The following is a 24,773-nucleotide window of genomic DNA, read 5'->3' as shown; positions in this document are numbered from 1 at the left end:
AAATCGACACAGAAATTAAAAAGATGAATAGGTCTAAGTTACCCATTATGACAAGTTCAAAAGTAATGCTACTCTGGTCAAATTTGTGCGATTATAATAGGTCTGAAAACTGAATGAGGAGGAATATTTATGAAGAAAAAAGGGATGATACTCCTACTTACAATCCTTTTTGTCTTTCAACCGGTACTAGCAAGCTCGGGAATTGCGTTGGCTGAAACACCAGATGAGCGCAGAGAGCTTAATGTTGAGGTTGATTTGGTAAATGGGGATGCGACCTCAATACAGGAGCAAACCGTCTCAAAAGAAGATGCATTTAAGACACTTGTTACGATTTCTAGCGAGGCAAGTGAGATCGAGGGGACAGAGCGAGTAGAGGTCCCGCAAGAAGTGACTCTGACAGGAGAAACATCAGGTGAATTACATACAGAAGATGGAGCCGTCATCGGTACCTACGAAGTAGTGAACCAGACGATTGCATTAACCGTTCTCCCTCAAGAAGCAGCAGTTGTTGGTGTGATTAGCCTAGACTCCAAGTGGAACGAGGAGAAGGTAGAAGAGCTTAGTGGTTCCAAGGAGCTTTCCTTCCGCTGGAGTACAGCTGAGCAAAAGCTGAATGTTACGTTTGAAGAAGTGGTTGAGGAAGAAGCCGTTGAAGAAGAAGCTGCTCAAGAAGAGACCACGGAAGACGTAAATGAAGAGCAGCCTGAAGACGTACAGGAAGAAGCGACTGAGGAAGAAGTTGTTGAAGAAAATGTAAAAGAAGAAGAACAGGAAGAGACAGTTGAAGAGGAAGTAAAGGAAGAAGAGCAGGAAGAAACGGTTGAGGAAGGTGTAAGGGAAGAAGAGCAGGAAGAAGCAGTTGAAGAGGAAGTAAAGGAAGAAGAGCAGGGAGAAACCGTTGAAGAAGAAGTGAATGAAGAAGCGACAAAAGAAGAGCAAGAAGAAGAGGATGCTGAAGATGAGGAAGTGTCCATCGCGGCTGTTGTGACTGAAATTGAACAAAACATCATTACAAACGTTGAACTGAAAAATGCGGCAGGTGAGCCGATCCATCGTGATGAGAATCCTGATTACCGTCCGGTGCGTGGAAGTGTTGCGAACATTTATATGGACTGGGCACTGCCAAACGGACATGGCTACGCGAGTGGGTCTACGTTCACTTTTAAATTGCCAGAAGAGTTTGAAGTCTTTAACGAAGTGTCGGGTAACTTAGACTTTGATGGTGACAGTGTTGGAACGTTCACACTCGCAATGGATAACACGGTTGTTGTTACATTTAATGAAACCATTGAACAGTTATCAAATATTACAGGTACCTTGTATTTCCAAACGAAGATCAAGGAAAAGCTTGAAGGTACAGTAGAACGGGAGATTATCTTTGAGATCTTTGATGAAATCATTGCAAAGATTCCTGTATTGTTCGGAACACCGGGTGGAGCAGATATTGATAAAAAAGGAACGGCTGATCGTGCGTACAATGCGCAAAGAATTCGTTGGACAGTGGATTTCAATAAATCGATGTCTACTTTAAAAGGGGCCGTTTTGAAGGATTTCTTGGAAGAAAATCTAGCACTCTCACCAAACACAGTGAAAGTTTACAAGTTAAATGTAAACGTGGATGGTAGCGTAAGTCAGGGAGAAGAGCTGGATGCGAGCAAGTATTCCGTTAACGAACATTCATTTGAAATTACGTTTAAAGAAGATTTAAACCATGCGTACCGAGTGGTGTATGACACAGCTATCACAGATAACGAAGCAACGTCTTACAAAAACAATGTTGTTTTAACAAGCTCAAATCAAAATGATCTAAAGGCACAGGCATCAGTGGGAACAAAACGTGGTCAACCGCTTGAGAAACGAAGCGCGAACTACAACTCGAATACTCAAACCATTACATGGGAAATCAAATACAACTACAATGAGCGCACGATTTCAAAAGAGGATGCGTTATTGAAGGATGAATTTTCAAGTTCTCATGGATTGATTGAAGACTCAATTAAAGTGGAGCAGATCGAGATTGACGGAGATGGTCGTGAGTCCGTTAAAGGAGTTGCTTCAAACTACACTGTTACACCTAAAGGAAATGGATTTGATCTACAGTTTACGGAGGATATTAACCAAGCTTACAAGATCACGTATCAGACAAAGTCAAATGATCGGGTCATTGATAGTGGAAATATCCATAACAAAGTAACTGTAGGAGACAAATCAAAGGATTCAAATCAAGGCATTAACCATGTTGTCATTAATAAGTGGAATGACAACGTCAATTACAAAGATAAAACTGCCAAATGGCACATTAGTATTAACCGTGATTCACACAAAATGAATGAGGTCACCATTCATGATGTGTTTGATCATAAAGGCTTAAACCTACATGAAGATACGTTCACAGTAAAGAATGTTAAAACGGGTGAAACCCTTAAAAAAGGTGAGCATTATACATTAACCGTCAATGAGGATAATGGGTACACCCTTACATTTAAAGAATCAATTGAGGATCAGCATGACATCTCGTATGTAACGGATTTCCGCTACGAATTGTTAAAGGATGGCACAAACCATTTTAAAAACACAGCAAAAGTAAGCTGGAAGAATGATAAGGGAGTCTCATTTGAGAAAGATGCTTCATCTACTCTATGGCCAGATGAGTATACCCGGAACAACGGTTTTAAGAATGGGCAGTACAACGCGCAAACAAAAGAAATTACATGGAACATTGGTGTGAACTACGATTTACGTAAACAGAACAACATCGTGGTCACAGATGAAATTCAAGGCAATCAGCAGCTTTTAACGGATTCAATTAAAGTGTATCGATTGGAGCTTGAAGGCTGGTGGAACGGAGCGAAAAAAGGTGCTGAGCTCGAGGCAGGTAAAGATTATGAAGTCTCAGTTAGTAACCAGAAGTTTGTTGTTTCCTTTAAGGGAGAACAAACAGGTGCCTATTGGATTGAGTACAAAACAGATTTGAAAGATCAATTAATTAAGAATACTTATGAAAACCGTGCTGTTGTCACGAGTGATAACGGGAAACCAGTAAACCTTGATGCTCACGTAAGCGTTAACCATGGTGGAAGCTACGTTAATAAGACGGGCGGACAAAGTGGAAAGCTAATCAATTGGAAGATTGATATTAACTTTACACAGTCTACGGTTTCGAATGCAGTGGTCAATGACGAGCAGGGAAGCAATCAGATTTTACTAGAGGATTCATTTAAGCTGTATTCAACGAATGTGGCGGCAAATGGAAATGTCTCTAAAGGGGCTTTGCTTGAGAAAGGCAAGGACTATGAGCTTACGATTGAAACAAAAGAGGATGGATCTCAACGTTTTGATCTATCATTTAAAAACCAAATCACTTCAGCTTACATCTTAGAATACCAATCTTACATTAATGCTGATGATGAAGAGACCATTACAAACAAGGCGACGTTTAATGGAGAGAAGATTACAACGGAGCTAGTGGAATCTAGTAAAAGCATTAAAGTTCAGATTACATCAGGTGGCGGTTCGGGAACTGGCGAACGAGGCAGTCTTGAAGTGAAGAAGGTTGATGCTGAGACTGGAGAGAAATTATCCGGTGCCAAGTTCACACTTTATGATAGTGAGGGACGTATCGCAATCCGCAGTGTTGTTACAGATGAAGATGGGATTGCACGCTTCACAAATCTTCGTTATGACAATTACATTCTGCTTGAAGAGCAGGCGCCTGAAGGCTATGTAATCGGCATTCAAGATCAAGAGGTCGTGAAGATTGATGGCCATAAAAAGCTTAAAGTAGAAAACAAAAAGATTACGAGACATGTAGAGTTAAAGAAAGTAGACCAAGAGACAAAAGAAAAGCTAGATGGGGCGGAATTTACTCTAGAGTATAAAGATGAAGGCTCATGGAAAGTAGTAGCAGAAGGGCTTAAGGTCGAAAACGGAACGCTACGCTACGAGGATCTTGAAGTAGGAGAATACCGTTTTATTGAAACACAAGCACCAGAGGGCTACGTGTTAAATGATGAGCCTGTTGAATTTAACATTAAAGACGTTCAAACAGAAGTAGTAAAGGTTCAGAAGACAAACGAAGTCTTAAAGGGATCAGCAACATTAAAGAAAGTCGATTCAGTGACTGGAAAAGGCTTAGAGGGAGCAGTCTTTAAGCTAGTAAACAAAGAAGGTCAAGTGGTACAGGAGAACGTGACATCAAACGAAGATGGTGTCGTTGAACTGGCAAATCTTCGTCCGGGCAACTACCAACTGATTGAAATACAAGCACCACAGCACTATCAGTTGGACGCCACACCAATTGATTTTACGGTGAAAGCCGGGGAAACAAAGACTGTGAAGCTACCTGATAAGAAAAACACACTCGTTACAGGAAGTGTAAAAATCAAAAAGGTAGATGGAGATGATTACTCGGGTCTTGCTGGAGCTGTGTTTAAGCTGGTGAATGAAAATGGAGATACGGTTCGCGAAGGACTTGAAACCAATGCAGCTGGACACCTTCAGATTACAGGCCTTGCACCAGGTAAATACGAGCTGATTGAAACGCAAGCACCTGCGAATTATGAAAAGCTGAAAGATCCAATTGCGTTTGAAATTAAGCCAAGTGAAAAAACAAAGGTTCAGTTTGAGACAAAAGTGAAGAATTACCTGACACCAGGTTCGGTTCTACTTAAAAAAGTGGATGATAAGGATGGAACTGCACTTGCAGATGCGGTGTTCAGTTTATTTACAAGTAAGGGGGAAGAGCTTCAAACCGAGCTTGTTACGGATGAAAAGGGGCAGCTTGAGGTCCATGATTTGAAGCCTGGAGATTATTACTTTGTAGAAACGAGTGCACCTGATTTCTACCTAGAGAACAGTGAGCACATTCCATTTACAATCGATCGTGGGCAAGTGAAAATCGAAGTCGTTCCAGTAACTAATACATTAAAACCAGGTTCCGTTGCTTTAGTTAAAGTAGATGCGGACGATGAAACGGTTGTGTTAGCTGGAGCAGAATTTGAGCTTGTAGACGCGGATGACGAGATCATTAAAGAAGGGCTTGTCACAGATGAGAACGGTCGGATTGTTGTAGGAGATCTTGCACCGGGTACCTACTATTTTGTAGAAACCAAAGCACCGGCTGATTATGAGTTAGATGCAACAAAGATTGAAGTGAAGGTTGAAAAAGGACAGATGGATGAAGCTACGTATACGGCTGAGAACAAGCTGAAAACAGGATCTGTTGTACTTGAAAAAGAAGACGATGGATCAGGTGAGAAGCTTGTAGGAGCTGAGTTCCGCTTAGAAACATCAGATGGCGAAGTAATTGAAGAGTCACTGGTCACAGATGTGAATGGTCGAATTGTGGTAGAAGGTTTGAAGCCGGGATCGTATCAGTTTGTAGAGATCAAAGCACCAGCTGACTACGTACTGGGCGATGAGCCGTATCCATTTGAGATTACAAAGAGTCAAAAAGAAGTAAAAGTTATCAAAGCAACAAACACGCTTGTTCCGGGATCAGTTGAATTGATCAAAGTGAACAAACATGATTCAAATGAGTCACTTGTTGGAGCAGAATTTAGCTTGTTTGATGCAGAGCATACACTTTTACAAAAAGATCTTGTGACAAACGAGGAAGGCAAACTGGTTGTGGAAGGCCTTGCACCAGGAAGCTATTATTTTGTAGAAACAGCAGCACCAACGGATTTTGAGTTAGATGCTACACCAATTCTGTTTGACATTAAACGTAGTGAGAAAACAACAGTAGAAAAAGTGCCGGTCACCAATGAGCTGATTCGCGGTCAGGTGTCATTAGTGAAAACCGACAGTCTCAATTCTTCTATCGTCCTTCCTGGAGCGGTTTTTGAGCTTCAAGATGAAAATGGGGCTATAGTCGCTACAGAAGTAACAAATGAAGAAGGCGTCGTGACCTTCTCGAATGTGTTACCAGGGGAGTACGTTGTGGTGGAAATCGAAGCACCGTTTGGCTATGAGCTGGACGCAACGCCAATTCCAGTAATAGTAGAGCGCAATCAAGCTGAGGTACCAACGCTTGCGAAGGAGAACACATTAACAACAGGTTCATTTACATTATCTAAAGTGGATTCTGTTGATGAGTCGCTGACACTTGCAGGAGCAGAATTCAAGCTTCTTGATGAGTCAGGTGAAGAGCTACAAACAGGACTCACAACCGATGAAAATGGTCAGTTAACCATTGAGAACTTACCTCCGGGTGATTATCAGTTAGTTGAAACGAAAGCACCAACCAATTATGTGTTAGATGCAACACCAATCATTTTTACGATTGAAAAAGGCCAGCAAACCGTGGCTGAAAGATTATTTACCAATACACTTGCACCAGGTTCCGTTGCGCTTGTGAAGGTAGATGCTGATAACCCAGAGGTGACACTAGCTGGAGCAGAGTTCAAGTTAGTAAATGCTGAACGCGAGACGATCCATGAAACGCTTGTTACAGATCCGGATGGACGAATCGTGGTAGATGGGCTTGCACCAGGCACCTATTATTTTGTGGAAACGAAAGCACCTGAGCACTATGTGCTAGAAGAAGCAGAGTATGAAGTCGTTGTGGAAAAAGGGCAAGAAGAAGCAGTTGTCATTACAGCAGAGAACACACTTGTGAGTGGCGGCGTTGTTCTTGAGAAAGTCGATAGCGTGGATGGTTCAATACTTGAGGGAGCAGAGTTCCGTTTGGAAACATCTGGTGGAGATGTTGTGATTGAATCACTAATAACAGATGAGAACGGACGCATTGCCGTAAGTGATTTGAAGCCAGGAAACTATCAATTTGTCGAGATCGCAGCACCAGTTGGGTATGTGCTGGATGAAGAACCAATTGCTTTTGAAGTAGTGAAGGGTCAAGATGCCGCACTTGTGATTCAAGCGGAGAACATTCTAACACCAGGAACATTTATCTTAACGAAGGTAGATTCGGTAGATCCTAGTGTAACATTAGCAGGAGCTGAATTTACATTGCTTGATCAAGATGGGGCTGAGCTTGAAACGGGCTTAGTGACAGATGAAAATGGTCAGCTAAAGCTTGATCAGCTTACACCAGGAACCTATCAACTAGTCGAAACCAAAGCACCAGAGCACTATGAATTAGACGAAACACCAATCACATTCACGATTGAGAAGAACCAGCAGACCGTTGTAGAAAAGTCATTTGAAAATAAACTACAACCAGGAACAATCAAGATCGTGAAAGTAGATGAAGAAGACAAAGAGCGTACACTCGAAGGAGCGATTTTCCGTTTAGAAGATGCAGATGGAAACATCATTAAAGGCCATCTACAAACGGATGAAAACGGAGCATTCCAAGAACAAATCGCACCAGGAACCTATGTATTAATTGAAACACAAGCACCAACAGGTTATGAGCTCGACCCAACTCCACATGTTATTGAGGTTGGGGCGGGAAGCACAGAAGTTATTGAACGCATAATTACAAATGCACGTACACCAGGGGAGCCAGGAGAGCCAGGAGAGCCAGGGGAGCCAGGAGAGCCAGGAGAGCCAGGAGAGCCAGGAGAACCGGGAGAACCAGGAGAGCCGGGAGAACCGGGAGCACCAGGAGAGCCAGGAGAACCGGGAGAACCGGGAGCACCAGGAGAGCCAGGAGAACCAGGAGAACCGGGAGCACCAGGAGAGCCGGGAGCACCAGGAGAACCAGGAGAGCCGGGAGAGCCGGGTAGCCCAGGAGAACCAGGAGAACCGGGAGAACCGGGAGCACCAGGAGAGCCAGGAGCACCAGGAGAACCGGGAGCACCAGGAGAGCCGGGAGCACCAGGAGCACCAGGAGAGCCAGGAGAACCAGGAGAACCGGGAGCACCAGGAGAGCCGGGAGCACCAGGAGAACCAGGAGAACCGGGAGAGCCGGGTAGCCCAGGAGAACCAGGAGAGCCGGGAGCACCAGGAGCACCAGGAGAGCCGGGAGAACCTGGAGAACCGGGAGCACCAGGAGAGCCAGGAGAACCAGGAGAACCGGGAGCACCAGGAGAGCCGGGAGCACCAGGAGAACCGGGAGAGCCAGGAGAGCCGGGAGAACCAGGAGAACCGGGAGAGCCAGGAGAGCCGGGAGCACCAGGAGAACCGGGAGCACCAGGAGAGCCGGGTAGCCCAGGAGAGCCGGGAGAGCCGGGTAGCCCAGGAGAACCAGGAACACCAGGAGAACCAGGAACACCAGGAACACCTAGTGAATCTACTGAGCTACCAGCTCAAACAAACAACAACACAGGTAACAAAGGTCAGAACAACATCATTCCTGTAGGGAACGGTCCAAAAACTGGAGCAGCCACTCCGGCATCCGGATCAAAAACAGGTACACTTCCTCAAACGGGAGAGCAAGCTTATCTCATGTATCTTCTTGCAGGGATGATGCTCATCCTAATTGGAGTGGGAGTCATGATACAAAGCAAACGTTCAAGAAAAGTAACCGGAAAGTAGGGAGCTCTCTTGAGAAAAGCAAAGTCACTCATCGGATTGGCCCTCATCGTAGTGGGAATGGTGTTTGTCTCCATTCCTCTCTACCATGAGTGGCAACAAACAAAAGATGTATCAGCATTTGAAGGGGCACTTGCCTCACTTGAAGTCGATCCGCTACATGGCTCAAGCCAAGAGCTGACTACAGAATGGACAGAAGAAGAATTGAAAGAGGTTAAGACACTTGAGATTCCTTCAATTGAGCTCGAACAATATGTGCTCGGAGAAACAACAGAAGAAAATCTCGCCCTCGCCTTAACTCAGATGAATCCGAATCAAAACCCTGAAGACGGGAACTTCAGCATTGCCGGTCATCGCGGATATCGTGGCGATCGTCATTTTAGACAACTATCAAACGTAAGTGATGGAGATGAAGTTCGACTAACGGCAGACGGGAAAACGTATGTATATGAAGTAAACAGCATTTCAATTGTAGAACCGACTCAAGTAGACGTGCTGGATGATTCAGATGAACCAGAAATTACACTGATTACCTGCACGTTGTCGGGAGAGCAGCGGTTAATTGTGAAGGGTGTGCTTGTGGAGATTGTTGAGGAAGCGCAAACCGTATAGGATAAAAAAGAAACCAGCCTATGGAGAGATAGGCTGGTTTTTTGTGGAAGTGCCCGTTTTTTAGTTAAATAATTTTAACTGGCTCAGTCACTTGATCCGAACGAACGCGTCTGGCCGTTCTTATAAGTGTTCGATCATTTTTGTACATAAACCCATTCTCAATTGCGAAATTTATAATTCGGTGCGGGGTCTCAAGGTAAGTAGTCGATTTATAATAATATTTATTTCCATTTACAAATGTTAAACGATAATAAAAAATAATGGTCATCTCCTTAAAACAATAAAGCTAGGTATTTAGATATACGAAGATTATTTTGAGTTGATCTGTAAGATTGTGTGGGCACTTCCATGAAAAGTATAACGAATGCATTGCAATGAATGGAAGGTATTTTGAGATCTGGTCTTAAAAGTGCATCCTAAGTCTGACAAGACACCAAGCATCAGCACCATGGTTGCGCTTACTTAATAAGGAAAGTTCCTAAATAAACGTTTGTTTAACAGTGAAGAATGTTTTAAGAGAAGGGAAGGTATTCGGTTAATAAATGAAAATGCGCTTCCAGAAAAGTAGAGAATGCTCAAAAACAAAGGGTATGTGCGCAAAAAAGAGAGGAATGCTCAAAAACAGAGGGTATGTGCGCACAAAAGAGAGGAATGCTCAAAAACAAAGGGCGTGTGGTCTTCTGTCAAGAAAGTGGACACTAAAAAGTAAGAGTGTTTCCTCTCAAAGCCTATCTTACTGCCTCTATTTAGACAGATGAATGCTTGTCTAAAAGTCAGGACACACTTTCTTTTGTTTAACTAATTGTTTTTTGCGAGTCATGATTGATTCTTTGGGCGTAGGTTCTCTCAAATTGGTTCGGGGATTGATAGTTCAGAGTCGAATGCCTTCTCGTTTCGTTGTATCGACTGTAAATATAATGATGGATCGCCTTCATTGCCTCATTTCTTGTTTGAAATCGAAAGCGGTAGATGAGTTCTCTTTTTATTGTCGCGTGAAACGATTCAATACATGCATTGTCATAGGGATCGCCTTTTCGGCTCATGCTTATAGTGGCTTTCGCCTGAGTGAGTGCTTCAATGTACTCGTTTGAACAGTATTGAGACCCTCGATCAGAATGATGGATCAGTCCCTCCGTGGGACGTCTAGTCGCTATCGCACGCTCAAGCGCGTGTAACACAAGGTCTTTTTCCATCGATGTACTCATATTGAGGCCCACAATTTTCCGAGAAAACAGGTCCATGATCGACGCGACGTATAGCCAGCCCTCCAATGTCCGCACATACGTAATATCGGCCACCCATATGGCATTTGGGTACGCAGCTTGAAACACTCGCTTCAGTAAGTTGGGATACACATGTAGAGCGTGAGTCGAATCCGTTGTGACCACATACTTCGCTTTAGGCTTCGCGCTAACTTCCATTTCTTGCATATAGCGCGCCACCGTTTTTTGCGAAACCACATAGCCCCATGCGATTAAATCCTGGTAGACTCGAGGACTTCCATACGTGGCCAAGCTCGCGTGGAACGATTGACTAATCTTCTTTTTCAGGTCTGCTTTTTGTTTTTCACGCTCCGCAGCTTCGCTTTCCACTTGTAGAATCCACTGGTCGAGACTTGAAGGACTGAACACATCTTCACAATGGAATGTTCATCTTGATGAGCATCCATAAAATGAAATTTTATTTGGGCTTTTGCGTGAAGATGTGCATGGCCTTTTTTAAGATCTCGTTCTCCTCTCGAAGAGAGAGCATTTCCTTTTCATGATGTTTCTTTAACTTTTCCACTTCGGATGGGGTCAGATAATCGCCTGAGTTTGGCTTCTCCTGTTTCTTCTTATAATCGTGAACCCAGCGGTGAATAGAAGACACATGGACCTCTAATTCATAGGCCATATCACTCGCCTTTTTACCTTCTTCAATAATTAGCTTCGCCACATACTCACGATAATCAAGGGAATACTTTTTCGTCATCGGAACACGTCCTTTGTCAGATTAGATTTAGTGTACAAAGAATTAAATTATCGTGTCCACTTTTTAGACTAACCTCACGTGTACGCAAAAAAGGGAAGAATGCTCAAAAACAAAGATCTGCGCAGAAATCCTAATCGCGCGCAAAAAGCCTAATAGCTTTATTCCCTGCGTTTATCATACTTTTAGCCGACTCTAGCAAAGGACTTTTGTTTGATTAGATTTTGTCGAATGACCCCTCATCATTTCTATATCAATAACTTATTTACCAATTTTCGTCATAGAGGTTGATCGTTTAAATCCATTTAGTATAATTAATTGGTATAAAAATGGAATTTAAATCAACTGGGTGAGTCTGGAGTGATCCATATGAAAATCTGTCCGAAATGTCAGGGGCAAACAAGTGAGAGTTCACGCTTCTGCACGAAATGCGGGGCGAGTCTTAATGGAGGGGAAACACGCGAGGCGAAGGGGTCGAAAGTGAGTCGAACGAAGTGGTACGTCATTGGGGGGAGCGGGGTAATTCTTGGAGGCATTCTTTTCTTTACTGGACAGGCTGCTGCAGATAAGGAGAATGTGCTCGATTCCTTTCTTGAGGCGGTTGAGGAACGAGACACGGTTGCGGTAAAGAAGCAGTTGGTTTCAAACCATCCGGATCAGGATGTAGATGATGAGCATGTGGAAGCTTTTTTTGAAGTGCTAGACAATTCAAGTGAGGCTCATGGGGAGCTAATTCAGAAGTGGATTGCTGAGTCCGATGTGATGGATAGTGCGCGCGCGGTGTCTTATTATGAGGGGAGGTATGAATCGTTCCCTGTTTCATTTCAACAAAACGGAAAGAAGTGGTTGTTCTTTGATAACTACGAGTTTGTGTTGGAGGCACAGCCGTTAACGGTAAGCTCAAACGTGAGTGATGTGACTCTTCAGTTAAATGAGGAGCCGGTTGAACCGGAGGAAAGCGATAGCTCTATGTATCTTGGAGACTATTTGCCTGCGAACTATCAAGTGAAGGGTGCAGTGGAAAACGAGTTTGGCGCGAATGAGCAAGAAGAGACCATTAATTTGTATAACTCCTCTTCTACGAATCTACAGTTTGACCTCAATACGGTCTCCCTTGACGTGGAAGACTTGCTTGAGGGAACGACCTTACATGTGGATGGGAGTGAAGAGGCTCTGCCTGTCACAAGTACGCCGTTTGAATTCGGTCCGATTTTAACGGATGGTAGTCTGAATTATTACATCGAGGCGGATACTGAAGAGTTTGGTACGCTTCAAAGTGAGGTAGCTTCCATTGATGGTATAGAGCTCACGTCTAGCTTTACTCCAAACGAAGAGTTGAAGGAGCAAATAGAGAGTGTAATGCATGACTATTTGTTAAGTCGGCGTGTAGCGAAACAGGAGAAAGATATTGGGAAGTTAACGTATGCATCTGATTCAATCAAGTCGAGCATTGGATCAAATTTTGAAGATACATCCATTTGGGGAAATGATAAATTTTATGCGGGGTATTTGCTAGAAGCCGGGTTTAATTGGGATCGCACAACTCTGGAGAAAACCCATCATGGCTGGAATGTGCGTGTACCTGCCTATGAAAAATGGGAGGAAACTGAGTACGAGGAGGGAGACGATCCTATTCTTGAAGAAGTGGATCATTCATCTATCTATGAGCTGAAATATGAGGAAGGCGAGTGGATCGTTGAGTCAAGAGAGAATCAGTACGAGGCTGTTAAACCGACTGAGTCAACTGGATTTGATCGGGATGAGCAGGATGAAGAGTCTTCTACAGAAGCGTCGATTGAAGAAGGAGTGAAGATCAGACTAACAGACGGGGACGCGGATCGACTTGTTTCAAGTTTTGTTCGAAATTATGTAAATGGCATTAATAATGGATCGGCCTCCGTAGTTGAAAACGAAGTAACTTCTGATTATCAAGAAGAAGTTGATGCCTATATGAAGGATGTCTTTGATCGCGGAATTAGGCAGCGGTTTGCCGGAGCAGAAGCAACCAATGTTACGTTAAACGACGATGATTCCTACACGGTTGACACAAAAGAAGAATACGAAATTCGTCCAAAGGATGGAGACTACACAAAGAGAACGTTCGAAGCCTCATATAAAGTAGTCTATGACGAAGAGGATGAAAGCTGGAAAATCTCAGAGCTGATCGAAACAAATGAAGTAGATTAATAGAAGCAACACCTCTATTTTGGTAGGGGTGTTGCTTTTTTTAGGTATAATAGACGTAAGAGGAGGGGACGCGAATGCATGGAAAAAGTGAGTCGAGAATGTATGATGAGTTGCTGGTGATGATTGAGAGCGGAGACATCAAACCAGGAGGACAAATGCCGTCTGAGCATGAGCTGGTCCAGCAATTCGGGGTCCCCCGATTAACCGTGCGAAAGGCTTACGAGCAGTTAGTGAGTAGAGGATATGTTATCTCGGTAAAAGGTAAAGGACGTTTTGTTAAAGAAGCCTCAAAACAAGTGAAGCTGCACATGTCTGCGAGTGAAAGTTTTACCGAGAAGATGCTCGCGGCCGGGTACGATTTGAGGACGGAAGTATTTGAGACGGAGGCGGCGGATGATGTCTTTAAAATCTCACGCCTACGAGTGCTGGACGGGGAGCCGATTGCCATACACACCTCATTTATAAACAGAGAACTGTTTCCGAGGATTGAGTCAGAGGGCCCGCGGATTACATCTGTTTTTGCATATTATGCGGCATGTGGGTACACTCATTATTCCAATGGAAAGTCGCTGCTCAGTGTCCAGTTTCCATCAACCGTTGAGCAGGAGCGACTGAACTGCTCAGCCATTGTTCCATTAATAAAACTTTCGGGCAGTACGATGGACGCGAGGACCGGAGAATTGTTGGAGACGACGGAAATATTGTACCGCGGAGATAAATTTACATATGTATTGGAGCATTGATCGAGCAGCGACCACCTGGAATTGAGGTGGTCGCTTTTTTTGTTTGGGGATGGGGTAGAGGAAGGATCGATGTGATAGAGCCCGAGATCCATGTGATGGAGGAAGGATCGATGTGATAGAGCCCGAGATCCATGCGATGGAGAAAGGATCGATGTGATAGAGTCCGAGATCCATGTGATGGAGGAAGGATCGATGTGATAGAGCCCGAGATCCATGCGATGGAGGAAGGATCGATGTGATAGAGTCCGAGATCCATGCGATGGAGGAAGGATCGATGTGATAGAGTCCGAGATCCATGCGATGGAGAAAGGATTGATGTGATAGAGTCCGAGATCCATGCGATGGAGGAAGGATTGATGTGATAGGGTTCGAGATCTATACGATGGAGCCCATCCCCTCCACTCCCCATGTAAATCCCCATTTACAAAACCTTCAAATCCTCTTAAAACACAGCCACTTGGCGCCAAGTTAAGATGAGTGTGTAGAGGAGGGGTTGCGATGAATCGCCTAAAACGGACGGAAATTTTAATAGAGTCGCCGCCAGAGGTTGCGCACCAGCTGGCGGAGGAAATTATTCATGCGCACGAGGTCATTGAGCTGCTGGCTCCGAGGCAGGGGCTCGCAATGATGAAGATGCGGGAGTCGGCGAAGAACTCGCTGTTTTACATGGGGGAGGTGCTGATCACGGAGGCAATGGTAGAGATTAACGGCAGTGTTGGCATCGGCCTCATTAAAGGAGCGGAACCAACACGGGCACGCGACCTGGCAATCATCGACGCGGCGTTTGTGGCCGAGCTTCCGGAAATCACTGTCTGGGTGCAACGTCTACATGAGGAAGCTGCTAATCTTCAGGAAAAACGAAACCTCGAGCACGCACAGTTACTGAAAACAAAGGTGTCCTTTGACACGATGAGTACATAGAGGAGGCGTACATAGATGCAGGTGGATATGGTACATGATACGCAACAAGCATTTCGGACGGTGCTGGATGCGATGGCGCGTCCGGGGAAAATCAGCCGCTTACACGACACACTGGATGCAATCGTACTGCTGGCACACACGCTTTTAGATCGGGAGGTAAGCTATCACATGCTCCCGGGCTTCGACGAGCAACTCCAACAAACGGTTGCGCTCCAGACGCTGGCGCAACAAGTGGATCCAAGTAATGCGGACTTTCTATTCATTTCAGCCGCAACCCCGCCACACCAGATTCAAGAGGCACTAACTGAGTCGAAAAATGGCACACTCATCGATCCGCACCAATCAGCCACAATCATTTTTCAAACGCCACACATCACAGAAGGAACAACATGGCGGTTAACGGGACCGGGGATCCAGACCACAACAGAGCTTACATTTCACTTCCCACCCGAACTTCACCAAATCCGCCAGGCTAAAAATCAGGAATATCCACTCGGCATCGACTTGATCATTACTGATCCAACCGGGCAGATTGCGGCTATTCCGCGGACGACTCTCATGGAGGAGGTTTTGTAAATGGGCTATGTTGCGGTAAAAGGCGGTACTAACGCAATTGAGGCATCAATCAACCAGCTACACTACAACCGAATAAAAGGCGGGCAGCTGCTTGAAGTTGAGACAATTCTCTCCACAATGAAGGCGCTGGTCGATCAGGTGATGTCTGAGAGCAGCCTGTATGCGCCAGAGCTTGCGTCGCTTGCGATTAAGCAGGCGGAGGGCAGCATGGAGGAGGCAGTTTTTATCCTGAGAGCACACCGCTCGACTCTCCCTCGGCTCCACTATACGGAGACGATTGAGACAAGCCAGATGCGCGTGTCGCGGCGGATTTCGGCGAGCTTTAAAGACATCCCGGGCGGACAAATTCTTGGAGCTACCACGGATTACACGCATCGGCTTCTCGACCCCGAGCTTCAAACGGAAACAAACGAGGACATCCTAGAAAAAATCAAACAGTTTCAGCAAACCCAACCTAAGCCTGCAAACGCACGGACCTACCCTAAAGTGGTGGATTACCTGAGGGAGCAGGGGCTATTCCCAACCTACCAAGATGACAACTCCGCACCTTTTGACATTACAAAACAAAGCTTACCCTTTCCGGCTCCACGTAGTGCGAGACTACAAACGCTGACTAGAGGACAGACCGGAGCGGTTACCTCGCTTGGGTACGCGTCGCTTAGAGGATACGGGCAAGTGCATCCAACGGTGGGAGAGGTGCGTGTTGGCCAGGTTCCGCTTACGATTGCGCATCCGCATCAACCAGACGATCCGTACTATATCGGAGAGGTTGAGGTGACGGAGGTAGAGTCATTTGTGCCAACCGCGTCGGGGGATACGCTCGATTTTGAGATTGGGTACGGATTGTGTTACGGACAAAACGAGACAAAGGCGATTGCGATGAGCATCTTAGATCAGTGTCTCGACCATCCTGAAGCTTCGTTTCCAACGCATGATGAGGAGTTTGTGCTTTTACATATTGACTCAGTTGAGGCTTCGGGCTTTATCTCTCATTTAAAACTGCCGCATTACGTCACCTTCCAATCCAAACTGGATCGTGCCCGCGCGTTACGAAAGGAGCAGGAGCAATCATGAGCACAGAGCATCATTTTGCGTTTTTTGATGAAGGATCGAAAAAGGAAATTAGACGGGCGTTACTCAAAGCGGTGGCGATTCCTGGATATCAGGTGCCATTTTCATCGCGAGAAATGCCGATCGCGCGGGGCTGGGGTACAGGTGGACTGCAGATTACGCTGTCACTGATCGGTAAAAGCGACCGCCTCAAGGTAATCGATCAAGGATCGGATGAATCGGTGAACGCGGTCAGTATTAAAAGGCTTGTGCAGCAAACAACGGGCGTAGAGGTCACGGATGCGACGGTCGAAGCGACACTTATTCAGTCAAGGCACCGCGTTCCCGAGGTGCCACTCACAGCGGATCAACTGCTTGTGTTACAGGTGCCAACACCTGAGCCGCTCCGGGATGTGGAGGCGAGTGAGGCGAAAACGAGAATACTTCATTCGGAAGAGGACTACAGCGGTGCTTGGCTTCAATTGTTTGAGCAGGTGATGAAATATGGTCGAACAGCGACGGGTGCGGATCATCCGGTGTTTGTGCACAATCGCTATGTGATGGCACCAAGCCCAATCCCACGCTTTGATAATGCAAAGTTGCATCAATCGGAAGCACTTATTTTATTTGGGGCAGGTCGCGAGAAAAAAATCTATGCGGTGCCACCATATACTGAGGTCCGTTCACTGGCGTTTGAGGATTACCCTTTTACAACAGAATCGTTTGAAGGAAAGTGCTGCAAGCTCTGTGGCGCAGACGACGTCTTTTTAGATGAAATCCATAATGAGGTGACGGGTGTGACCGAGTATCAGTGCAACGATACAAGCTATTGCATGGAGCAATTAAATGCGCAGACCTCGCAAAAAGGAGAGGTGGGGCATGCATAGTCAACCCATTTTACAAGTCCAAGGGCTGAATAAACAATTTGGCGCGGGATGTACGTCTTGCTTTGATTCATCTACGCGTGTACTTGAGAAAAACTATTGTTCTAACTGTGGCACGGTGTACGCATGTCAGGATCTTTCGTTTGACCTTTATCCTGGTGAGATTTTAGGGATAGTTGGGGAAAGTGGAAGTGGGAAGTCAACGCTGATGCAGTGCCTTTATTTTGATGAAGAGGCAAGCTCAGGTGCGATGCTGATACATCGCGAGGGCTTCGAACAGATGAACAGCTTAACAATTTCAAACCAACAAAAACGCTATATACGTAACCACCTTCTTGGCATGGTATATCAGAACCCTATTCGCGGACTCAATATGAACTATTCAGCGATTGGCAATATTGCAGAAAAGTTAATCGCGGCTGGAGGACGAAACGTAGGCATGATGGAGGCGAGAGCGGAGGAGCTGCTTGAACATGTGCAGATTCCGTTGTTCAGAAAGAAAGAAGCACCGAAGCATTTTTCTGGTGGAATGCAGCAGCGCGTCCAAATTGCGAAGGCACTTTCCAATCATCCGCCAATTCTCTTTTTAGATGAGGTAACGACTGGGCTTGATTTGTCGGTTCAAGCGAAGGTGCTTGATCTTATTAAAACGATCCAGAGAGAGCTTGGAATCAGTATGTTGGTGGTGTCACATGACTTGGCGGTGATCCGTATGCTTGCGGACCGGACGCTTGTCATGCTTAACGGAAAAGTGATTGAGCAGGGCTTAACAGACCAAATTCTAGAGGATCCACAGGATGCGTATACCCAGCAGCTTGTGTATTCCATGCTATAAAAGGGGGCAGCGATATGCTTGTGATTCATAACGGAAAGCTAGTGCTAGAGGAAACGATTCTTGAAGGATTTGCGGTGTTGATAAATGGAGATGAGATTCTGGATTTGATCCCTGCGTCAGAGCTTGTTCATGACCCAACTGATGAGTGGATTGATGCGCAAGGTGGCTACATTACGCCTGGTTTTATCGACATTCATTCAGATTACATTGAGTCGATTGTGTCCCCACGTCCAACAAGCATGATGGATGTTCATATGAGCTTACGAGAAGCGGAGCGAATTTTAATCGGGAATGGGATCACAACGATGTATCACTCCCTTTCCTTGTATCGTGAGGATGTATTCACACATAAACCAATGCGATATCCAGAAAATGTTCAACGCTTAATTGACGCCATTCACCAGACTCATGAGCGAGAAACGTTGATTCACCACCGTCTTCATGCGCGTTTTGAGATTGATAATCTGGATGAAGTAGATCGTTTAAAGCGGAATATCCGGGACGGGAAGGTTCACTTGCTTTCCTTTATGGATCACACCCCGGGCCAGGGGCAGTACCGAGATCTTGAGGTGTACCGCGATACATTAAAAGGATACCGCGATCTTACAGATGAAGAGGTTCATACAATCGTAGAGGAGCGTATGCAGACGCCGGTGCTGACGCTTGAGCGACTAAAAGAAGTGTCGGAGTTTGCCCAAAAGCATGATATTCGTGTGGCCTCTCACGATGATGACGATGTGCAAAAAATTGACCTCGTAAAGGAAATTGGCACCACGATTAGTGAGTTCCCGATTACGCTAGATGTCGCGAAGAAGGCGAAGGAGTGTGACCTTCAAGTCATCGTTGGAGCACCAAACATTCTGCTTGGTGGCTCGCATTCTGGTAATCTCTCGGCTGCGACTGCGATTCAAGAAGGATGTGCGGATATCCTTTGTAGTGATTACTACCCGTCTGCCCTGCTTCATGCGGTGTTTGCGTTACATGAACAATATGGGGTAGAGCTTCATAAGGCATTCCATTTGGTAACGAGGAATCCAGCAAAGGCTGTTGGAATAGAGCATGAGATTGGCACCATTAAGCCCGGTCTAAAAGCCGATCTACTCGTTATTGAAAAATTGGCGGACGGTCATCCAACCGTTACAACCGCCATCGTCCGGGGGCAAGTGACGTCGCAAACGTATTACAACCCACGTACAACGATGAGTGAGGTGTGAGTATGACGACACCCCTTTTACGTGTTGAAGGATTCGGAAAAACATTTGGCATCTCGCATTTAAAGCAGACGATACAAGCGGTTCATGGAATTCATTTTTCTGTAGAAAAAGGCGAGTTCCTTGGTATCACCGGCAAATCTGGCAGTGGGAAGTCAACGATTTTAAAAAGTCTGTACCGTACCTATTTGCCGGATGAAGGCGAGATTTGGTTTGATTCAGAGGCGTTTGGGCTCCTGGACTTAAGCCAAGCGACCGAACAGGAGATCATTTATTTACGTAAGCATGAAATTGGCTATGTGTCACAATTCCTATCTGTGATGCCGCGGACGACCTCGCTTGAGCTCGTGCAGCAGTCTTTGCTTGAAATGGATGAAACGGCTGAAGTGGCAGCGGAGGAAGCAGCATCGGTACTCCGCCATTTTGAACTGGATGAGACACTTTGGCATACCTACCCAAATACGTTTTCTGGTGGCGAAAAGCTGCGGTTGAACATTGCGATTGCATCGGTGAAAAAGCCGAGACTGCTACTGCTTGATGAACCGACAGCAAGCTTGGACGAAGCGTCAAAGGCACGAGTGCGTGAGCTACTTCAAAAGCTGAAGCTTGGCGGAACGACCTTGATCGGTATTTTTCATGATCTTGAATTTATGGACGGCTTGTGTGATCGCGTCTTTGACATGAGCGAAAGAGTGGGGGTGCTGTGATGAAGGCAGATCTCCATGTCCATAGTCACTATTCGGATGGTCAGGGTTCTGTAGAGGAAGTACTGAATCAGGCACGACAGCAAGGAATCACCCACCTGAGCTTTGTCGACCACGACACGGTTGCTGGAGTTGGGGAGAAGCTTGAGCAAGGTCAGAGGGCAGGGATTAAAGTGATACCGGGCATAGAGATCTCGGCTTATGACTTTACACGGAACCGGAAAGTACACGTGCTGGGCTATGCGTTCAGCGCGTCGGCACCTGCTATCGGGGCCTTGTGCCAGCCACTATTAGCCCGTCGCCATGCCCATTCACTGTGGCAAATGGAGCGAATTGCCGAGGCGGGTTACTCTATTGATCACAAGCAGGTTGCGCGCCTAGCTCTTCCAAGCGAAACCATCTACAAGCAGCACATCATGGCTCACCTCACAGACGCCCCAGTTTCTTCCTCCGCCTACCAAACTCTCTACCGCTACCTTTTTAAAGGAGATGGTCCCGCAGCTGGTGACATCCTCTACGTCGATGCCTTTGATGCAGTTCGTGCCATTAAAGTAGACGGCGGAATAGCGATTGTCGCCCACCCCGGTCAGCTTGATTCCTATGACCTGATTCCAGAGCTTCTGGAAGCAGGACTTGACGGAGTGGAACGAAATCACCCTGACCACGACTCATCAGATCATGAACGGATTGACCAGCTTGCACGTACCTACGATCTACTTTTAACCGGAGGCTCAGACTATCACGGCTCCTTTGGCACACCCGTTACCATTGGAAGTGAGGCATCCGATTTGTCGAACGATGACACATTTCTTCAATTTTGTAAACGGAAGATGAAAGAATATTGGTAATTGAGTAAATTTTCGATCGATCAAAGAAAATTATGGTTAAATGAAGTGGCAAATAGCATGACCAATAAAAGATTGATCGAAGGGTGGATGAAACGTGTTTAGAAAGAGATTTGGTTTAGTAGCAGTTGCAATGTTAACAGCAGGACTTGTAGCTTGTTCGGATGGAGATGAAGGAGGCGGCACATCAGCAGAAGCAAGTACAGACAATAATGATCCGATTAACTTTGTTTGGTACCCAAATGAATCTGGACAAGACATGACTTCATCTCGCGACGCCATTGGCGCGATTATTGAAGAAGCAACAGGACGTGAAGTAAATCACCAACTAACAACGGACTATGCCATTGCCATTGAGACCCTTGTTAACGATAACGCAGAAATGGCTTTCATGGGCGCACAAGGATACATAGAAGCCAATGATCGCAGTGATTCCATTCAACCACTTGTGGTTCAATCTGGTTCATCTGGAACAATCGATGATGCGGTTTATTACAGCTGGTTGGCTGTCAATGTAGATGATGAAGATGCATGGAAAGACGGAGAAGACTATAACCTAGATGAGCTTGAAGATAAAACGATGTCTTTCGTATCAAACAGTTCCACTTCAGGATTCAAGGTGCCGGCATCAGGAATCATGGCTCAATTTGAAGACAAAGATTTAAGTGAAGAAGACCTTATGGAGGGTGGAGCGTTGTTCTCTCAAGTTCTTTTTGGAAACTCTCACCAAGGGTCTGCTGTGAATCTATTAAATGACAGTGCTGACGTTGCGGCGTTCTGTGATACGTGTGTAGAGAACTATGTAGAGCTTGTTGAAGGGGAAGAGAATCGCCCAGGGTCTGTTTACAAAGTTAAGGACGATGCAGCTGAGCCATTTAACACAGTAGCAGGTAGTGAATTTGTTTTAATCAGTGTGACTCCAGTTCTTAATGCACCATTTGTAGCAAACATCGACATGCTTGGAGAAGAAACGTTTAACAAGCTACAAGAGTTCTTTGCAACGGACGAAGTAGCGGACAACGAAGAAATCTTTGTTCCGGAAGACTCTGAGGAATCTGCACTCTTCTTCAAATCAGAAAACGAACGCTTTCTTCCTGTTGAGGATGACTGGTTTAATCCGATTCGCGAGTTATCAAACAAGTAAAAGGGAGTGACAATCAGTGGTTCTCTTAGATGTACAAGGACTTCGTAAATCTTACCAAGCTAATATAACTGTCTTAGACGATATTCAATTTCAGGCAAAAGCGGGAGAGTTTCTCTCTGTGATTGGACCTTCTGGCGCGGGGAAATCTACACTTCTCCGCTGCCTAAACCGTTTAATAGAAGCGGACGCAGGCGACATTACCTTTGATTCAAAAGACATTCGCTCACTTAATCGGAAAGAGCTGCGCAAAACAAGAACGGACATCGGTATGGTGTTCCAGCACTATAATTTGGTTCCGAGACTGACAGTCATTGAAAATGTTCTTCACGGACGTTTTGGCTACAAGTCTACGCTAAAAGGAGTGCTCGGCATTTTCACCGAGGAAGAAAAAGAGCGCGCCTTTTATTTGCTGCAAAAGCTTGGCATTGAGGAGCACGCGTATAAGCGTTGTGATCAACTAAGTGGCGGACAGCAGCAGCGAGTTGGAATCTGCCGTGCACTTGTTCAAAATCCAAAGCTCATTCTATGTGATGAGCCAATTGCTTCCTTAGACCCTCATTCCTCTAAAGTGATTATGGATTACTTAAAACTCATTACTGAGGAAATGGGCATCACATGTATCGTCAATCTGCATCAGGTTGATGTGGCGCAAAGCTACTCAGACCGGGTCATTGGCTTAAACAGTGGAAAACTGGTGTTTGAAGGATCGCCTATCCAGCTCACGCAAAGCTTCATTAGTGATGTGTACGGGATGGATACAAAAGAGTTAATCACAGGGTAAGGATGTGTGTGTTGGTGAATGAGCAACAATTTAAACGGCGGAAGTGGAAAAGCCTTACGTTCTTCCTGATCATTATCGGGATCACATGGCTTTCCGCTCATCTCACCGCCTTTAATTTCATTGAAGGGTTTACGACCATCCCCGCAGCTTTTATGTGGATTATTGAAAATCTCTGGATCACTACTGAAACACTCGAGCGCTTGCCGGGCATCCTTGATCGCTTAATCGAGACGATCCTCATGTCGATTGCGGCTACAACGATCGCGGCCGTGGTCGCTTTTTTTCTAGGAATTGCCGGATCCAATACAACCTCAAGCAACAGTTTGTTAAGCGGCTTCGCTCGCTTTGTTGCCTCGGTTGCAAGGAACATCCCAGTGGTCGCATGGGCACTCATTCTTTTACTATCATTTGGTCAAAATTCGATCACAGGGTTTCTCGCTCTTTTTATCGGAACGGTTGGCCTTTTGACACGTGCCTTTATCGAGGTGATAGATGAGGCCGGACTCAGTGCGTATGAAGCACTGACTGCGACAGGGGCAACCTACTTCCAGGTGGTTGGCAAAGCTGTGATGCCACAAACACTACCGCAGATGGTTAGCTGGATTCTGTTTATGATCGAAACCAACATCCGCAGCGCCACACTGGTCGGCTTACTGACTGGAACCGGTATCGGCTATTCATTTGATCTCTATTACAAGATGCTCGACTATCAAACTGTAACCTTAATTACGATGCTAATCATTATTACCGTTATCTGTATCGAACTCACATCGAATAAAGTTAGGAAGGTGATACTATGATCGCCTCCGAACATATTAAACGCACACGTGCTGGCAAAATTAATATCAAAATTGGAAACAAAGTCGACCGCGTCTTGCAGTGGACGATCGGTGTACTGGGACTTTTGACGATTCTCGCATTCTTCTTTTTTGACTACCGAGGGTTCGAGCTGGTCCGTGCGGTCACCGAAACAGCGAGCAACCTGCAAACGATGTTTCTCCAGCCAGGCCTGAGTCACTTCGGCTGGGGACACGCTGCCTATCAAGTTGTGCAAACACTCGCCTTGGCCTTGCTCTCGACCGTTATCGGAGCCTTTATCGCGCTGTTTCTCGCACTCTGGTCAGCCGACAACCTCTCTGTAAAATGGGTCGCCCAGCTCATCAAAGTGTTCGTCGCCTTCATCCGCGCCGTGCCCACCGTACTCTGGGTGCTCATATTCGCGATCGCCGCAGGCCTTGGAAGCGCCGCGGCCATACTCGGAATGCTCTTCCACTCCGTTGCCTACCTCGTCAAAGTGTTCTCCGAATCCTTTGAAGAAGCAGACAAAGGCATGATCGAAGCCCTGCGCGCAACCGGCGCCGGCTGGTGGCAAACCGTTACCCACGCCGTCCTGCCGCAGACCTTCACCTACCTGCTCTCATGGACCTTCCTCCGCTTCGAAATCAACTTCGGCGTCGCCGTCGCCATGGGCGCCGCAGCCGGAGCCGGCGGAATCGGGTTCGAGCTCTTTATGGCATCAGGGTTTTACTTTGATTTGAGGGAAGTCGGGTTTATTACTTACGCGATACTGATCGTGGCTGTGTTGTTGGAGCTCACGTCAACGAGGCTGAAGCGGAGGTATTTTCCGACGAAGGTGAGTTGAGGGATGAGTTGAAGATGGGCAAAGATGAAGAAGGAGATAAAGATGGAAAGGAGACCCCGCTGGTGCGGGGTTTTTTTGGGTTTTGTGGGTGGGAGCAAGATGTGGAATACGCGGGAATAGGGTCCGGGTGCGCGAGTGCGGAGGGAAGTGCGCGGGAAAGAGATGGGGAGAACGATTTTACATTCAAAAAAAGCTGAAATGCTCAAAATTCCGGGTCCTGTGCTCAAAAAA

The 24,773-nt window shown here is 45.9% G+C and carries 18 protein-coding genes and 1 pseudogene; 17 read left to right on the top strand and 2 right to left on the bottom strand.

From position 1 onward, the window contains the following. Positions 1-129 precede the first annotated feature (129 nt). Together ACQKKO_RS01585 and ACQKKO_RS01580 are read left to right on the top strand one after the other, a co-directional pair. Positions 130-8,442 (top strand): SpaA isopeptide-forming pilin-related protein, encoded by an 8,313-nt coding sequence (locus ACQKKO_RS01585; RefSeq protein WP_498643649.1) that lies wholly within the window; start codon positions 130-132, stop codon positions 8,440-8,442. A gap of 9 nt (positions 8,443-8,451) precedes the next feature. Further along, complete coding sequence (locus tag ACQKKO_RS01580; RefSeq protein ID WP_498643647.1) at positions 8,452-9,051, top strand: class D sortase; 600 nt, start codon at positions 8,452-8,454, stop codon at positions 9,049-9,051. A 794-nt stretch (positions 9,052-9,845) separates the two neighbouring features. On the opposite strand, the gene ACQKKO_RS01575 is transcribed toward ACQKKO_RS01580, so the two are convergent. Next, positions 9,846-10,682: an IS3 family transposase gene (locus ACQKKO_RS01575; RefSeq protein ID WP_498643645.1), complete on the bottom strand. Its 837-nt coding sequence runs from the start codon at positions 10,680-10,682 to the stop codon at positions 9,846-9,848. A gap of 49 nt (positions 10,683-10,731) precedes the next feature. Further along, positions 10,732-11,022, bottom strand: a complete 291-nt coding sequence (locus tag ACQKKO_RS01570; RefSeq protein WP_498643643.1) for a transposase — start codon at positions 11,020-11,022, stop codon at positions 10,732-10,734. 477 nt (positions 11,023-11,499) lie between these two features. On the opposite strand from ACQKKO_RS01570, the gene ACQKKO_RS01565 reads away from it, so the two are divergent. The 15 genes and pseudogenes from ACQKKO_RS01565 (at position 11,500) to ACQKKO_RS01495 (ending at position 24,542) form a co-directional block, all read left to right on the top strand. Continuing rightward, positions 11,500-13,206, top strand: coding sequence for a TcaA second domain-containing protein (locus ACQKKO_RS01565; protein ID WP_498643641.1), 1,707 nt, complete (start codon positions 11,500-11,502; stop codon positions 13,204-13,206). Between the two features lie 74 nt (positions 13,207-13,280). Beyond that, entirely contained in the window at positions 13,281-13,949 is a 669-nt protein-coding gene (locus ACQKKO_RS01560) for a GntR family transcriptional regulator (RefSeq protein ID WP_498643639.1), read from the top strand. A 498-nt stretch (positions 13,950-14,447) separates the two neighbouring features. Then, on the top strand, positions 14,448-14,870 hold the full coding sequence (phnG, locus tag ACQKKO_RS01555; RefSeq protein ID WP_498643637.1) for a phosphonate C-P lyase system protein PhnG: 423 nt from the start codon (positions 14,448-14,450) through the stop codon (positions 14,868-14,870). 15 nt (positions 14,871-14,885) lie between these two features. After that, positions 14,886-15,446: a phosphonate C-P lyase system protein PhnH gene (gene phnH, locus ACQKKO_RS01550; RefSeq protein ID WP_498643635.1), complete on the top strand. Its 561-nt coding sequence runs from the start codon at positions 14,886-14,888 to the stop codon at positions 15,444-15,446. Next, positions 15,447-16,520, top strand: a complete 1,074-nt coding sequence (locus tag ACQKKO_RS01545; protein ID WP_498643633.1) for a carbon-phosphorus lyase complex subunit PhnI — start codon at positions 15,447-15,449, stop codon at positions 16,518-16,520. It begins immediately after the preceding gene. Then, the gene (locus ACQKKO_RS01540; protein WP_498643631.1) at positions 16,517-17,383 is read left to right on the top strand and encodes an alpha-D-ribose 1-methylphosphonate 5-phosphate C-P-lyase PhnJ; all 867 of its coding nucleotides are present in this window, start codon (positions 16,517-16,519) and stop codon (positions 17,381-17,383) included. The genes ACQKKO_RS01545 and ACQKKO_RS01540 overlap by 4 nt, the downstream gene beginning before the upstream one ends. Further along, the gene (locus ACQKKO_RS01535) at positions 17,376-18,215 is read left to right on the top strand and encodes an ATP-binding cassette domain-containing protein (protein WP_498643629.1); all 840 of its coding nucleotides are present in this window, start codon (positions 17,376-17,378) and stop codon (positions 18,213-18,215) included. The genes ACQKKO_RS01540 and ACQKKO_RS01535 overlap by 8 nt, the downstream gene beginning before the upstream one ends. Positions 18,216-18,229: 14 nt before the next feature. After that, entirely contained in the window at positions 18,230-19,429 is a 1,200-nt protein-coding gene (gene phnM, locus ACQKKO_RS01530; RefSeq protein WP_498643627.1) for a phosphonate metabolism protein PhnM, read from the top strand. A 2-nt stretch (positions 19,430-19,431) separates the two neighbouring features. Further along, complete coding sequence (locus ACQKKO_RS01525) at positions 19,432-20,133, top strand: phosphonate C-P lyase system protein PhnL (protein ID WP_498643625.1); 702 nt, start codon at positions 19,432-19,434, stop codon at positions 20,131-20,133. After that, a pseudogene (locus ACQKKO_RS01520) lies at positions 20,133-20,321 on the top strand (PHP domain-containing protein); the annotation flags it as partial. The gene ACQKKO_RS01525 and the pseudogene ACQKKO_RS01520, both read left to right, overlap by 1 nt. Before the next feature lie 84 nt (positions 20,322-20,405). Continuing rightward, the gene (locus ACQKKO_RS01515; RefSeq protein WP_498643788.1) at positions 20,406-20,978 is read left to right on the top strand and encodes a hypothetical protein; all 573 of its coding nucleotides are present in this window, start codon (positions 20,406-20,408) and stop codon (positions 20,976-20,978) included. Positions 20,979-21,072: 94 nt separating this feature from the next. Beyond that, positions 21,073-22,119 carry a PhnD/SsuA/transferrin family substrate-binding protein gene (locus ACQKKO_RS01510; RefSeq protein ID WP_498643623.1) on the top strand — a complete coding sequence of 349 codons (1,047 nt, stop codon included), beginning with the start codon at positions 21,073-21,075 and terminating at the stop codon, positions 22,117-22,119. 16 nt (positions 22,120-22,135) lie between these two features. Beyond that, positions 22,136-22,900, top strand: a complete 765-nt coding sequence (gene phnC, locus ACQKKO_RS01505; protein ID WP_498643621.1) for a phosphonate ABC transporter ATP-binding protein — start codon at positions 22,136-22,138, stop codon at positions 22,898-22,900. 14 nt (positions 22,901-22,914) lie between these two features. After that, positions 22,915-23,700: an ABC transporter permease subunit gene (locus ACQKKO_RS01500; protein WP_498643619.1), complete on the top strand. Its 786-nt coding sequence runs from the start codon at positions 22,915-22,917 to the stop codon at positions 23,698-23,700. Then, entirely contained in the window at positions 23,697-24,542 is an 846-nt protein-coding gene (locus ACQKKO_RS01495; protein WP_498643617.1) for an ABC transporter permease subunit, read from the top strand. Before ACQKKO_RS01500 ends, ACQKKO_RS01495 begins: the two co-directional genes overlap by 4 nt. Positions 24,543-24,773: the final 231 nt, after the last annotated feature.

The organism is Alkalihalobacillus sp. NPDC127517 (genome assembly GCF_050276055.1).
Lineage (GTDB): Bacteria > Bacillota > Bacilli > Bacillales > Bacillaceae_D > Alkalicoccobacillus.
Note: the sequence above shows the minus strand (reverse complement) of the source record. Positions and strands in the feature narration are given on the sequence as shown.